Origin of the sequence: Grimontia marina (assembly GCF_900060185.1) — a bacterium.
Classification (GTDB): domain Bacteria; phylum Pseudomonadota; class Gammaproteobacteria; order Enterobacterales; family Vibrionaceae; genus Enterovibrio; species Enterovibrio marinus.
Map to the genome: position 1 here is coordinate 121,274 of NZ_FIZY01000009.1, position 10,658 is coordinate 131,931.

General features: G+C 48.1%; 21 protein-coding genes and 1 rRNA gene. All 22 read left to right on the top strand.

All coding sequences use genetic code 11. From position 1 onward, the window contains the following. Window positions 1-5: 5 nt before the first annotated feature. The gene (gene rplP, locus GMA8713_RS06935; RefSeq protein WP_002541420.1) at window positions 6-416 is read left to right on the top strand and encodes a 50S ribosomal protein L16; all 411 of its coding nucleotides are present in this window, start codon (window positions 6-8) and stop codon (window positions 414-416) included. Further along, a complete protein-coding gene (gene rpmC, locus GMA8713_RS06940; protein ID WP_002541421.1) occupies window positions 416-607 on the top strand; it encodes a 50S ribosomal protein L29 in 192 nt (63 codons plus the stop codon). The genes rplP and rpmC overlap by 1 nt, the downstream gene beginning before the upstream one ends. After that, the gene (gene rpsQ, locus GMA8713_RS06945) at window positions 607-861 is read left to right on the top strand and encodes a 30S ribosomal protein S17 (protein ID WP_002541422.1); all 255 of its coding nucleotides are present in this window, start codon (window positions 607-609) and stop codon (window positions 859-861) included. The genes rpmC and rpsQ overlap by 1 nt, the downstream gene beginning before the upstream one ends. A gap of 160 nt (window positions 862-1,021) precedes the next feature. After that, window positions 1,022-1,393: a 50S ribosomal protein L14 gene (gene rplN, locus GMA8713_RS06950; RefSeq protein WP_002541423.1), complete on the top strand. Its 372-nt coding sequence runs from the start codon at window positions 1,022-1,024 to the stop codon at window positions 1,391-1,393. 12 nt (window positions 1,394-1,405) lie between these two features. Continuing rightward, window positions 1,406-1,717, top strand: coding sequence for a 50S ribosomal protein L24 (gene rplX, locus GMA8713_RS06955; RefSeq protein WP_002541424.1), 312 nt, complete (start codon window positions 1,406-1,408; stop codon window positions 1,715-1,717). A 21-nt stretch (window positions 1,718-1,738) separates the two neighbouring features. Next, window positions 1,739-2,278, top strand: coding sequence for a 50S ribosomal protein L5 (gene rplE / locus GMA8713_RS06960; protein ID WP_062707161.1), 540 nt, complete (start codon window positions 1,739-1,741; stop codon window positions 2,276-2,278). Between the two features lie 17 nt (window positions 2,279-2,295). Then, window positions 2,296-2,601: a 30S ribosomal protein S14 gene (gene rpsN, locus GMA8713_RS06965; RefSeq protein ID WP_002541426.1), complete on the top strand. Its 306-nt coding sequence runs from the start codon at window positions 2,296-2,298 to the stop codon at window positions 2,599-2,601. Between the two features lie 23 nt (window positions 2,602-2,624). Further along, a complete protein-coding gene (gene rpsH / locus GMA8713_RS06970; protein ID WP_002541427.1) occupies window positions 2,625-3,017 on the top strand; it encodes a 30S ribosomal protein S8 in 393 nt (130 codons plus the stop codon). A gap of 10 nt (window positions 3,018-3,027) precedes the next feature. Beyond that, window positions 3,028-3,561 carry a 50S ribosomal protein L6 gene (gene rplF, locus GMA8713_RS06975; protein WP_062707163.1) on the top strand — a complete coding sequence of 178 codons (534 nt, stop codon included), beginning with the start codon at window positions 3,028-3,030 and terminating at the stop codon, window positions 3,559-3,561. 9 nt (window positions 3,562-3,570) lie between these two features. Continuing rightward, entirely contained in the window at window positions 3,571-3,924 is a 354-nt protein-coding gene (gene rplR / locus GMA8713_RS06980) for a 50S ribosomal protein L18 (protein WP_002541429.1), read from the top strand. A 13-nt stretch (window positions 3,925-3,937) separates the two neighbouring features. Further along, entirely contained in the window at window positions 3,938-4,435 is a 498-nt protein-coding gene (gene rpsE, locus GMA8713_RS06985; protein WP_002541430.1) for a 30S ribosomal protein S5, read from the top strand. 6 nt (window positions 4,436-4,441) lie between these two features. Next, window positions 4,442-4,621 (top strand): 50S ribosomal protein L30, encoded by a 180-nt coding sequence (gene rpmD, locus GMA8713_RS06990; RefSeq protein WP_002541431.1) that lies wholly within the window; start codon window positions 4,442-4,444, stop codon window positions 4,619-4,621. A gap of 5 nt (window positions 4,622-4,626) precedes the next feature. Further along, on the top strand, window positions 4,627-5,061 hold the full coding sequence (gene rplO, locus GMA8713_RS06995; RefSeq protein ID WP_002541432.1) for a 50S ribosomal protein L15: 435 nt from the start codon (window positions 4,627-4,629) through the stop codon (window positions 5,059-5,061). 22 nt (window positions 5,062-5,083) lie between these two features. Beyond that, window positions 5,084-6,409: a preprotein translocase subunit SecY gene (gene secY, locus GMA8713_RS07000; protein ID WP_062707165.1), complete on the top strand. Its 1,326-nt coding sequence runs from the start codon at window positions 5,084-5,086 to the stop codon at window positions 6,407-6,409. Window positions 6,410-6,435: 26 nt separating this feature from the next. Beyond that, complete coding sequence (gene rpmJ, locus GMA8713_RS07005; RefSeq protein WP_000868186.1) at window positions 6,436-6,549, top strand: 50S ribosomal protein L36; 114 nt, start codon at window positions 6,436-6,438, stop codon at window positions 6,547-6,549. Window positions 6,550-6,696: 147 nt separating this feature from the next. Continuing rightward, window positions 6,697-7,053 carry a 30S ribosomal protein S13 gene (gene rpsM, locus GMA8713_RS07010; protein ID WP_002541533.1) on the top strand — a complete coding sequence of 119 codons (357 nt, stop codon included), beginning with the start codon at window positions 6,697-6,699 and terminating at the stop codon, window positions 7,051-7,053. Between the two features lie 19 nt (window positions 7,054-7,072). Beyond that, window positions 7,073-7,462, top strand: a complete 390-nt coding sequence (gene rpsK / locus GMA8713_RS07015; protein ID WP_002541534.1) for a 30S ribosomal protein S11 — start codon at window positions 7,073-7,075, stop codon at window positions 7,460-7,462. A gap of 30 nt (window positions 7,463-7,492) precedes the next feature. After that, entirely contained in the window at window positions 7,493-8,113 is a 621-nt protein-coding gene (gene rpsD / locus GMA8713_RS07020; RefSeq protein ID WP_002541535.1) for a 30S ribosomal protein S4, read from the top strand. A gap of 23 nt (window positions 8,114-8,136) precedes the next feature. Then, complete coding sequence (locus GMA8713_RS07025) at window positions 8,137-9,126, top strand: DNA-directed RNA polymerase subunit alpha (RefSeq protein WP_002541536.1); 990 nt, start codon at window positions 8,137-8,139, stop codon at window positions 9,124-9,126. A 35-nt stretch (window positions 9,127-9,161) separates the two neighbouring features. Then, window positions 9,162-9,548 carry a 50S ribosomal protein L17 gene (rplQ, locus tag GMA8713_RS07030; protein ID WP_002541538.1) on the top strand — a complete coding sequence of 129 codons (387 nt, stop codon included), beginning with the start codon at window positions 9,162-9,164 and terminating at the stop codon, window positions 9,546-9,548. A 74-nt stretch (window positions 9,549-9,622) separates the two neighbouring features. Continuing rightward, entirely contained in the window at window positions 9,623-9,811 is a 189-nt protein-coding gene (locus GMA8713_RS27265; protein WP_157515512.1) for a hypothetical protein, read from the top strand. 784 nt (window positions 9,812-10,595) lie between these two features. Further along, window positions 10,596-10,658, top strand: a 16S ribosomal RNA gene (locus GMA8713_RS07035); the annotation flags it as partial.

Genomic DNA, 10,658 nt, shown 5'->3' on the forward strand with positions numbered 1-10,658 from the left:
TATCGATGCTTCAACCAAAACGTACTAAGTTCCGCAAGACTCATAAGGGTCGTAACCGCGGTCTTGCTGCAGGTACTGACGTAAGCTTCGGTACCTTCGGCCTGAAAGCTGTTGGTCGTGGTCGTATCACTGCGCGTCAGATCGAAGCTGCACGTCGTGCTATGACTCGTCACATCAAGCGTCAGGGTCAAATCTGGATCCGTGTGTTCCCAGACAAGCCAATCACTACCAAACCTCTGGAAGTTCGTCAGGGTAAAGGTAAGGGTTCTGTGAGCTACTGGGTTGCACAAATCCAACCAGGTAAAGTCCTGTACGAGATGGATGGTGTTTCTGAAAGCCTTGCTCGCGAAGCATTCGAGCTGGCTTCTCGTAAACTACCTATCAAAACCACTTTCGTAACTAAGGCGGTGATGTGATGAAAGCACAAGAGCTTCGCGAAAAGAGCGTAGAGCAGCTGAATGAAGAACTGCTGGGTCTGCTGCGTGAGCAATTCAACCTGCGCATGCAAGCGGCTACTGGTCAACTTCAGCAAACTCACACTCTGAAGAACGTTCGTCGCGATATCGCACGTGTTAAAACCGTTCTGAACCAGAAGGGCAACGCATAATGAGCGACAAAATCCGTACTCAACAAGGTCGTGTAATTAGCGACAAGATGGATAAATCTATCGTTGTTGCTATCGAACGCCAGGTGAAACACCCAATCTACGGTAAATTCATCAAGCGTACGACTAAACTGCACGCTCATGACGAAAACAACGAGTGCGCACAAGGCGATACCGTTGAGATCCGTGAGTGCCGTCCACTGTCTAAGACTAAGTCTTGGACTCTGGTACGCGTAGTTGAGAAAGCACGCCTGTAAGGCAAGCTTTCCAGCGATAAAAAACAAAGCGGCTCCCATTTCGGAGCCGTTTATTTTTTATCTACCCATCTTCAAAAAATAGTGTTATTATTCGCCGCCCTTGTAATGAGGCAGCCCGACCCGAGATGGGTCTAGATGTAATAACAGCGGAGCACTAACAATGATCCAAATGCAAAGTATGCTGGATGCAGCCGATAACTCCGGCGCTCGCAGCGTAATGTGTATTAAGGTGCTGGGTGGTTCACACCGTCGCTACGCCCATATCGGCGACGTCATCAAAGTTACCGTTAAAGATGCAATCCCACGCGGTAAAGTTAAAAAAGGTGATGTCCTGAAGGCGGTTGTAGTTCGCACCCGTAAAGGCGTTCGTCGTCCAGATGGCTCTGTCATTCGCTTCGACCGTAATGCTTGTGTATTGTTGAACAACACTACTGAGCAACCAGTCGGTACCCGTATCTTTGGTCCTGTGACACGCGAACTTCGTGGCGATAAGTTCATGAAGATTGTGTCTCTGGCGCCAGAAGTTCTGTAAGGAGCGGTTAAAATGGCAGCTAAAATCCGTCGTAACGACGAAGTTATCGTTCTTGCCGGTAAAGACAAAGGCAAGAAAGGTAAAGTAAGTAAGGTTCTGACCACTGGTAAAGTTATCGTTGAAGGTATCAACCTGGTTAAGAAACACCAGAAGCCTGTTCCGGCTCTGGGCATCCAAGGCGGCATCGTAGAAAAAGAAGCTGCAGTGGACGTTTCTAACGTTGCTATCTACAACGCGGCAACTGGTAAAGCAGACCGTGTAGGCTTCCGATTCGAAGACGGCAAAAAAGTTCGTTTCTTCAAATCGAATGGCGAAATTATTTAAGTAATTCTGGAGTAGTACACTATGGCGAAACTGCATGATTACTACAAAGAGACTGTTGTAAAAGAACTGGCTGAAAAGTTCGAATACAAGAGTATCATGCAAGTCCCAAGGATCGAAAAGATCACCCTGAACATGGGTGTGGGCGAAGCAATCAACGACAAAAAACTGCTTGAGAACGCAGCATGTGACCTGGCATCAATCACAGGTCAAAAGCCGCTGATCACTAAAGCACGTAAGTCTGTTGCTGGCTTCAAGATCCGTGAGGGCTACCCAATTGGCTGTAAAGTAACCCTGCGTGGCGAGCGTATGTGGGAATTCCTAGAGCGTCTGATTTCAATCGCTCTTCCACGTGTGCGTGACTTCCGTGGCGTTAGCTCGAAATCTTTCGACGGTCGCGGTAACTATAGCATGGGCGTTCGTGAGCAAATCATCTTCCCAGAGATCGACTACGACAAAGTAGATCGTATCCGTGGTCTTGATATTACTATCACGACCACAGCGGCGACTGATGAGGAAGGTCAAGCTCTGCTGGCTGCCTTTAACTTCCCATTCCGTAAGTAAGGTGAAGGGTTACTGTAATGGCTAAGCAATCAATGAAAGCGCGCGAAGTAAAACGCGCGAAGCTGGTAGCAAAGTTCGCTGAGAAGCGTGCTGCACTGAAAGCTATCATCAAAAACGTTAACGCGTCTGAAGAAGAGCGTTGGGATGCAGTCCTGAAGCTTCAAACTCTACCGCGTGATTCTGCTAAGTCTCGTCAGCGTAACCGCTGTAACCAGACTGGTCGTCCACATGGCTACCTGCGCAAATTCGGTCTGAGCCGAATCAAGGTTCGTGAAGCTTGCATGAAAGGCGAGATTCCGGGTCTGCGTAAGGCGAGCTGGTAATTGAATCACGGGAGTAAAGACTTATGAGCATGCAAGATCCGATTTCGGATATGCTGACCCGCATCCGCAACGGTCAGGCAGCAACTAAAGTTGCTGTTAAGATGCCTTCGTCAAAGCTGAAAGTGGCAATTGCTGAGCTGCTGAAAGCTGAAGGTTATGTGGCTGACTACGCTGTTTCTGGCGAAGTTAAGCCTGAGCTGGAAGTTACTCTGAAGTACTTCGAAGCTAAACCAGTTATCGAGCAAATCCAACGTGTAAGCCGTCCAGGTCTGCGCATCTATAAGAAAAAAGATGAGCTGCCTTCTGTAATGGGTGGTCTGGGTATTGCTGTAGTATCAACTTCTAAAGGTTTGATGACCGACCGTGCAGCTCGCAAAGCGGGTCTGGGCGGCGAAATCATCTGCTACGTAGCGTAAGGAGTAGGAAATGTCTCGTGTTGCAAAAGCACCCGTAGTAATTCCTGCCGGCGTAGAGGTGAAACTGAACGGTCAGGAAATCACTGTTAAAGGTAGCAAGGGTGAGCTGACCCGCATTATCAACGACGCAGTGGAACTAAGCCAAGAAGACAACGCTGTGAAGTTCGCACCACGCGAAGGTATTGCTAAAGCTAACGCTCAAGCAGGTACCGCACGTGCACTGGTGAACAACATGGTTGTTGGTGTTACTGAAGGCTATACCAAGAAACTGATCCTGAAAGGTGTTGGTTATCGTGCAGCAATGAAAGGTAACTCAGTCGCTCTGACTCTGGGTTTCTCTCACCCTGTTGAACATGAACTGCCTGCAGGTATCAAAGCAGAATGCCCAAGCCAAACTGAAATTGTTTTGACTGGTACAGACAAGCAATTAGTTGGTCAAGTAGCTGCTGACATCCGCGCATACCGTCAGCCTGAGCCTTACAAAGGTAAAGGTGTTCGTTACGCTGACGAAGTTGTGCGTACTAAAGAAGCTAAGAAGAAGTAAGGTAACACTATGGATAAGAAAATTGCTCGTATCCGTCGTGCGACCCGAGCGCGTCGCAAGATTGCTGAACTGGGTGCGACTCGCCTAGTGGTACACCGTACTCCACGTCATGTGTACGCACAGGTTATCGCGGCAAATGGCTCCGAAGTAATCGCAGCTGCTTCTACCGTAGAAAAAGCGATCCGTGAGCAAGTGAAGAGCACCGGTAATAAAGAAGCCGCAGCAGCAGTAGGTAAAGCTATCGCTGAGCGTGCGAAGGAAAAAGGCATCGAATCTGTTGCTTTTGACCGTTCCGGTTTCCAATACCACGGCCGTGTGGCTGCACTGGCAGATGCTGCCCGTGAAGCTGGTCTGAAATTCTAAGGTAGGCGGAAAGATGGCTAACGATAAACAACAAAGTGATTTGCATGAGAAGCTGATTGCTGTTAACCGTGTTTCTAAGACGGTTAAAGGTGGTCGCATCTTCAGCTTCACCGCTCTGACTGTAGTTGGTGATGGCAATGGTCGTGTAGGTTTCGGTTACGGCAAAGCCCGTGAAGTACCTGCAGCGATCCAAAAATCAATGGAAAAAGCGCGCCGTAACATGGTTACTGTTGCGCTGAACGAAGGTACTCTTCACCACGCTGTTAAAGGCCGCCACACTGGTTCTAAAGTGTACATGCAGCCTGCATCAGAAGGTACAGGTATCATCGCAGGTGGTGCGATGCGCGCGGTTTTGGAAGTTGCGGGTGTTCGCAACGTTCTGGCAAAAGCATACGGTTCTACTAACCCAATCAACATCGTTCGTGCAACGATCGATGGTCTGGGTGGTATGAAGTCTCCAGAAATGGTAGCTGCTAAACGCGGTCTGCCAGTTAACGAAATTCTGGGGTAATTCGACATGGCTAAAACTATCAAAGTAACTCAGACTCGTAGCTCAATCGGTCGTTTGCCGAAACACAAAGCTACCCTGCGTGGCTTGGGCCTACGTCGCATCAACCACACTGTTGAACTTGAAGATACTGCTTGCGTACGCGGCATGATCAATCAAGTTTACTACATGGTTAAAGTGGAGGAGTAATCACAATGCGTCTGAATACTCTATCTCCGGCTGCGGGTTCAAAGCCTTCTAAGAAGCGCGTTGGCCGTGGTATCGGTTCAGGCTTGGGCAAAACTGGTGGCCGTGGTCACAAAGGTCAGAAATCCCGTTCAGGTGGTTCTGTACGCCCAGGTTTCGAAGGCGGTCAAATGCCTTTGAAACAGCGTCTGCCAAAATTTGGTTTTACTTCTCGCAAGAGCCTGACTGCAGCTGAAGTTCGCCTGAGCGAACTGGCTAAAGTTGAAGGTGACGTAGTAAGCCTTGAGACACTGAAAGCTGCAAACGTAATCACTAAAGACATCCGTACGGCGAAAATCGTACTGTCTGGTGAGATTGCACGCTCAGTGACTGTAAAAGGTCTTCGCGTTACTAAAGGCGCTCAAGCTGCAATCGAAGCTGCTGGCGGTAAAATCGAGGAATAATTAGCTCGAGGACGAGGTACAGATGGCAAAACAACCAGGACATAATTTTAGTAGTGCAAAAGGTGGACTTGCGGAGCTGAAAAGCCGTCTACTCTTTGTGGTAGGTGCGTTGCTCGTATTCCGCGCCGGTTCTTTTGTGCCAATTCCTGGTATTGACGCTGCTGTACTTGCCGATCTGTTCGAACAGCAACAAGGGACCATCATTGAACTGTTTAACATGTTCTCTGGTGGTGCTCTTGAGCGTGCTTCTATCCTGGCGCTGGGCATCATGCCGTATATTTCGGCATCGATTATTGTCCAACTGCTTACGGTAGTTCATCCAGCCTTAGCTGAGTTGAAGAAAGAAGGGGAATCTGGCCGTCGTAAGATCAGTCAGTACACCCGCTACGGTACGCTGGTATTGGCAACCTTCCAAGCGATTGGTATCGCTACAGGCTTGCCAAGTATGATTCCGGGTCTGGTTGTAAACGCAGGCCTTGGATTCTACTTTACCGCTGTTGTGAGCTTGGTCACTGGCACCATGTTCCTGATGTGGTTAGGTGAACAGATCACTGAGCGTGGTATCGGCAACGGTATTTCCATCATAATATTTGCTGGTATCGTTGCAGGATTGCCATCCGCTATCGGACAAACAGCCGAGCAAGCGCGTCAAGGTGAATTGCACGTGCTTCTTCTTCTGTTGATTGCGGTAATTGCATTTGCAGTAATTGCGTTCGTTGTGTTTGTAGAGCGTGGTCAACGTCGAATCGTTGTTAACTACGCGAAACGTCAGCAAGGCCGTCGTGTCTTCGCTGCGCAAAGCACACACCTGCCATTGAAATTAAACATGGCAGGCGTAATTCCAGCAATTTTTGCATCAAGTATTATCCTGTTCCCAGGCACACTGGCTCAATGGTTTGGTCAGAGTGAACAGTTGGGCTGGTTGGCGGATGTGTCATTGGCACTAAGCCCCGGTCAACCACTGTATGTAATTCTTTATGCTGCTGCGATTATCTTCTTCTGTTTCTTCTACACGGCGTTGGTTTTCAACCCGCGTGAGACAGCAGACAATCTGAAGAAGTCTGGTGCATTCGTACCTGGTATTCGCCCGGGCGAGCAGACTGCGAAGTACATAGATAAAGTAATGACTCGATTAACCCTAGCGGGGGCGTTGTATATCACCTTTATCTGTCTGATCCCCGAGTTCATGATGATTGCTTGGAACGTACGCTTTTACTTTGGCGGAACTTCCCTACTTATCGTAGTCGTGGTAATCATGGACTTTATGGCTCAAGTTCAGACACATCTGATGTCTCAACAATATGAGTCCGTGTTGAAGAAAGCCAATCTGAAAGGCTACGGCCGCTAACAGATTGACATTTACGGAGTTTAGCAATGAAAGTTCGTGCTTCCGTTAAGAAAATCTGCCGTAACTGTAAAGTTATCAAGCGTAACGGTGTTGTTCGCGTGATTTGCAGTGAGCCAAAGCATAAGCAGCGCCAAGGCTAATAGCAGAATATTTTTCTTGCAAAATTTAGGCAGGCTGGCTACATTAGCCAGCCCACCTTTTGTGTGTGCAAAAGAAGTGGTATAGCCGCTGCGTATCCTAAACGGGCTTTGCAGCGGTTCTTCTTGATAAAGTACTAGGAGTGAATAGTGGCCCGTATTGCAGGCATTAACATTCCTGATCAGAAGCATGCTGTAATCGCACTGACTGCGATCTACGGTATCGGTAAAACCCGTTCAAAAGCTATCCTAGCTGAGACTGGTATTGCTGAAAGCACTAAGATCAGTGAACTAACTGAAGAGCAGATCGATCTACTGCGTGATGGCGTTGCCAAGTACACTGTAGAAGGTGATCTACGTCGTGAAGTTTCCATGAACATCAAGCGTCTGATGGACCTTGGTTGTTACCGCGGTTTGCGTCATCGTCGCAGCTTGCCACTACGTGGCCAGCGCACGAAGACCAATGCTCGTACCCGTAAGGGTCCGCGCAAGCCGATCAAGAAATAATCGGGGTAGGTAAAGTACTATGGCTAAACAACCAAATCGCGCACGTAAACGCGTACGCAAGCAAGTTGCTGACGGCGTAGCGCACATCCATGCGTCTTTCAACAACACAATCGTAACCATTACTGACCGTCAAGGTAACGCCCTAGCTTGGGCGACTGCAGGTGGTTCTGGTTTCCGTGGTTCTCGCAAATCAACTCCGTTCGCTGCACAGGTTGCTGCTGAGCGTTGTGGTGAGATGGCTAAAGAATATGGCCTGAAGAACCTGGAAGTTATGGTTAAGGGCCCAGGTCCAGGTCGTGAATCTACTATTCGCGCTCTGAACGCGGCTGGTTTCCGTATCACTAACATTGTTGATGCGACTCCAATCCCACATAACGGTTGTCGTCCACCTAAGAAACGTCGCGTATAACGCTGTTTCTTAGAATTCTGGAGAAAGATCATGGCAAGATATTTGGGTCCTAAGCTGAAGCTTAGCCGTCGCGAAGGTACTGACTTGTTCCTGAAGTCAGGCGTACGCGCGATTGATACCAAGTGTAAAATTGATAACGCCCCAGGCGTACACGGCGCACGTCGCGGCCGTCTGTCTGACTACGGCGTTCAGCTTCGTGAGAAGCAAAAAGTTCGTCGTATCTACGGCGTACTGGAAAAACAATTCCGTAACTACTATAAAGAAGCTGCTCGCATCAAAGGCAACACAGGTGAAAACCTGCTGCAACTTCTGGAAGGTCGTCTGGATAACGTAGTTTACCGCATGGGCTTTGGCGCAACTCGCGCAGAATCACGTCAGTTGGTAAGCCACAAAGCGATCCTGGTAAACGGTAAAGTGGTTAACGTTCCTTCTTTCAAGGTAACGGCCAACGACGTTGTTAGCATTCGCGAGAAAGCTAAGAACCAAGCACGCATCAAAGCAGCTCTTGAAATTGCTGCTCAGCGCGAGCTGCCAACTTGGATCGAAGTAGACAGCAACAAGATGGAAGGCACTTTCAAGCGCCTGCCAGAGCGTTCAGATTTGTCTGCTGACATCAACGAACACCTGATCGTCGAGCTTTACTCTAAGTAAGGCTAAACTAAAGAGAGGACACAATGCAGGGTTCTGTAACAGAATTTCTTAAGCCGCGTCTGGTTGACATCGAACAAGTTAGCTCGACGCACGCAAAAGTAACTCTTGAGCCGCTAGAGCGTGGCTTTGGTCACACCCTAGGTAATGCTCTACGTCGCATCCTACTGTCGTCTATGCCTGGTTGTGCAGTGACAGAAGTGGAAATTGACGGCGTGTTGCACGAGTACAGCACCAAAGAGGGCGTACAGGAAGATATCCTGGAAATCCTGCTTAACCTTAAAGGCCTTGCCGTTAAGGTAGAGGGTAAAGATGAAGTTATCCTAACCCTGAATAAGTCTGGTGCAGGCCCTGTTGTTGCAGGCGACATCACCCACGACGGTGGTGTTGAGATTGCGAACCCAGAACACGTAATCTGCCACCTGACAGATTCAAATGCTGAAATCAGCATGCGAATCAAGGTAGAACGTGGTCGCGGCTACGTACCAGCGTCAGCACGTATTCACACTGAAGAAGACGAGCGTCCAATCGGCCGTCTGCTTGTAGATGCAACGTTCAGCCCAGTAGACCGTATTGCTTACAATGTTGAAGCAGCACGTGTTGAACAGCGTACCGACCTCGACAAGCTGGTTATCGATATGGAGACTAACGGTACTCTTGATCCTGAGGAAGCTATCCGTCGTGCAGCAACTATTCTTGCTGAGCAACTGGACGCATTCGTAGATCTGCGTGATGTACGAGTTCCTGAAGAGAAAGAAGAGAAGCCAGAGTTCGATCCGATCCTACTGCGTCCTGTAGACGATCTTGAACTAACTGTTCGCTCTGCTAACTGTTTGAAAGCAGAAGCGATCCACTACATCGGTGATCTGGTACAGCGTACTGAGGTTGAGCTTCTTAAGACGCCAAACCTTGGTAAGAAGTCTTTGACTGAAATTAAAGACGTGCTGGCTTCACGTGGTCTGTCTCTGGGTATGCGCCTGGAAAACTGGCCGCCAGCATCAATCGCTGAAGATTAATCAGATTCTGATTACTTAGTTAGAAGGATTAGGTCATGCGCCATCGTAAGAGTGGTCGTCAACTCAATCGCAACAGCAGCCATCGCAAAGCGATGTTCAGCAACATGGCTAGCTCGCTGGTAACTCACGAAGTTATCAAAACTACTCTGCCTAAGGCAAAAGAGCTGCGTCGCGTAATTGAGCCATTGATTACCCTAGCAAAGAACGACAGTGTTGCTAACCGTCGTCTTGCATTCGCTCGTACTCGTAACGACGAAGTTGTAGCGAAGCTGTTCAACGAACTGGGTCCACGTTTTGCCTCTCGTGCAGGCGGTTACACTCGCATTCTGAAATGCGGTGTACGTGCCGGCGATAAAGCCCCTATGGCTTACATCGAGTTGGTAGATCGTCCAGAGACAGCTGCAGAAGAAGCAGCTGAGTAATCTCTCGGTTCGTTCAAATAAGAAGCCAGGCTTTTAGCCTGGCTTTTTATTCATCTACTCATTTATAAAGCAGCTTGCACTCTATTTCTTTCTCTACAACTCTTGACGTCAAGGCTTCAGTCAATCAACCCTTCTACTTCTACTTCTACTTCTACTTCTACTTCTACTTCTACTTCTACTTCTACTTCTACTTCTACTTCTACTTCTACTTCTACTTCTACTTCTACTTCTACTTCTACTTCTACTTCTACTTACTTATCTAATGGCTGAACTGAATTCTCCAACAGAACTGAACTTATTGATTGGCTCAGTTAGTGAATAAGCAATATTGTAAACGTCAAATATGTGTGGGGAGGGGGAAGATTGAAAAGGCTATTACATCGTGTATAACACACTTATGCACAGCCTTTTGTGAGTTTGGTGTGAGTAAAATGTGTGAAAATAAGGCTTTCGAGTAAAATATAGCCAAGTGAAGCGATTTTCATAAAAAACCTCAAAAAAGCCCTTGCCAGAATTTCAGACCTCCCTATAATGCCGCCTCACCGACACGGGGAGCGGCTCCCACAGCGGAAACGCCCACTCAAATCGGTACGGCGAAGGCCTCAAAAATTGAGTTGAAATAAACGCTTGACGCGCTGTTTCGAATCAGTAAAATGGCCGCCCGCTTCGAAGGGAAATTCACCCCGAGAGGCAAGTCAACAAGGTGTTTTGAGGGTTGCGAAAGCAACGCTGAAAAATCTCAAAATTTCTTCTTGACTTCATCGCCCGGCAGCGTAAAATTCGCAGCCCTGACGGTGAGAAGCAACGCTTCTTCAAGTCAACGTTCTTTAACAATTTGACCTATGCAATCTGTGTGGGCACTCGTAGTTGATAGACAAAAGATTTATCGATGTTTACTGAGTGACCAAACGAAAACTTTTCGGAGTTATCGGCACAGTCAATTCGTTCTGCTCTTTCTTTACTATGTAGAGAGGGGTTAGAACACAACAGTATTTCATCGAGCCGCCTTTGTTCACTTTTTCAAAGTGAGGAAGGGCAAAAAAATTCTAATTGAAGAGTTTGATCATGGCTCAGATTGAACGCTGGCGGCAGGCCTAACACATGCAAGTC

Coding starts and splice junctions, on each gene's coding strand:
- rplP (WP_002541420.1), top strand. CDS start 6: ATGCTTCAACCAAAACGTACTAAGTTCCGCAAGACTCATAAGGGTCGT.
- rpmC (WP_002541421.1), top strand. CDS start 416: ATGAAAGCACAAGAGCTTCGCGAAAAGAGCGTAGAGCAGCTGAATGAA.
- rpsQ (WP_002541422.1), top strand. CDS start 607: ATGAGCGACAAAATCCGTACTCAACAAGGTCGTGTAATTAGCGACAAG.
- rplN (WP_002541423.1), top strand. CDS start 1,022: ATGATCCAAATGCAAAGTATGCTGGATGCAGCCGATAACTCCGGCGCT.
- rplX (WP_002541424.1), top strand. CDS start 1,406: ATGGCAGCTAAAATCCGTCGTAACGACGAAGTTATCGTTCTTGCCGGT.
- rplE (WP_062707161.1), top strand. CDS start 1,739: ATGGCGAAACTGCATGATTACTACAAAGAGACTGTTGTAAAAGAACTG.
- rpsN (WP_002541426.1), top strand. CDS start 2,296: ATGGCTAAGCAATCAATGAAAGCGCGCGAAGTAAAACGCGCGAAGCTG.
- rpsH (WP_002541427.1), top strand. CDS start 2,625: ATGAGCATGCAAGATCCGATTTCGGATATGCTGACCCGCATCCGCAAC.
- rplF (WP_062707163.1), top strand. CDS start 3,028: ATGTCTCGTGTTGCAAAAGCACCCGTAGTAATTCCTGCCGGCGTAGAG.
- rplR (WP_002541429.1), top strand. CDS start 3,571: ATGGATAAGAAAATTGCTCGTATCCGTCGTGCGACCCGAGCGCGTCGC.
- rpsE (WP_002541430.1), top strand. CDS start 3,938: ATGGCTAACGATAAACAACAAAGTGATTTGCATGAGAAGCTGATTGCT.
- rpmD (WP_002541431.1), top strand. CDS start 4,442: ATGGCTAAAACTATCAAAGTAACTCAGACTCGTAGCTCAATCGGTCGT.
- rplO (WP_002541432.1), top strand. CDS start 4,627: ATGCGTCTGAATACTCTATCTCCGGCTGCGGGTTCAAAGCCTTCTAAG.
- secY (WP_062707165.1), top strand. CDS start 5,084: ATGGCAAAACAACCAGGACATAATTTTAGTAGTGCAAAAGGTGGACTT.
- rpmJ (WP_000868186.1), top strand. CDS start 6,436: ATGAAAGTTCGTGCTTCCGTTAAGAAAATCTGCCGTAACTGTAAAGTT.
- rpsK (WP_002541534.1), top strand. CDS start 7,073: ATGGCTAAACAACCAAATCGCGCACGTAAACGCGTACGCAAGCAAGTT.
- rpsD (WP_002541535.1), top strand. CDS start 7,493: ATGGCAAGATATTTGGGTCCTAAGCTGAAGCTTAGCCGTCGCGAAGGT.
- GMA8713_RS07025 (WP_002541536.1), top strand. CDS start 8,137: ATGCAGGGTTCTGTAACAGAATTTCTTAAGCCGCGTCTGGTTGACATC.
- rplQ (WP_002541538.1), top strand. CDS start 9,162: ATGCGCCATCGTAAGAGTGGTCGTCAACTCAATCGCAACAGCAGCCAT.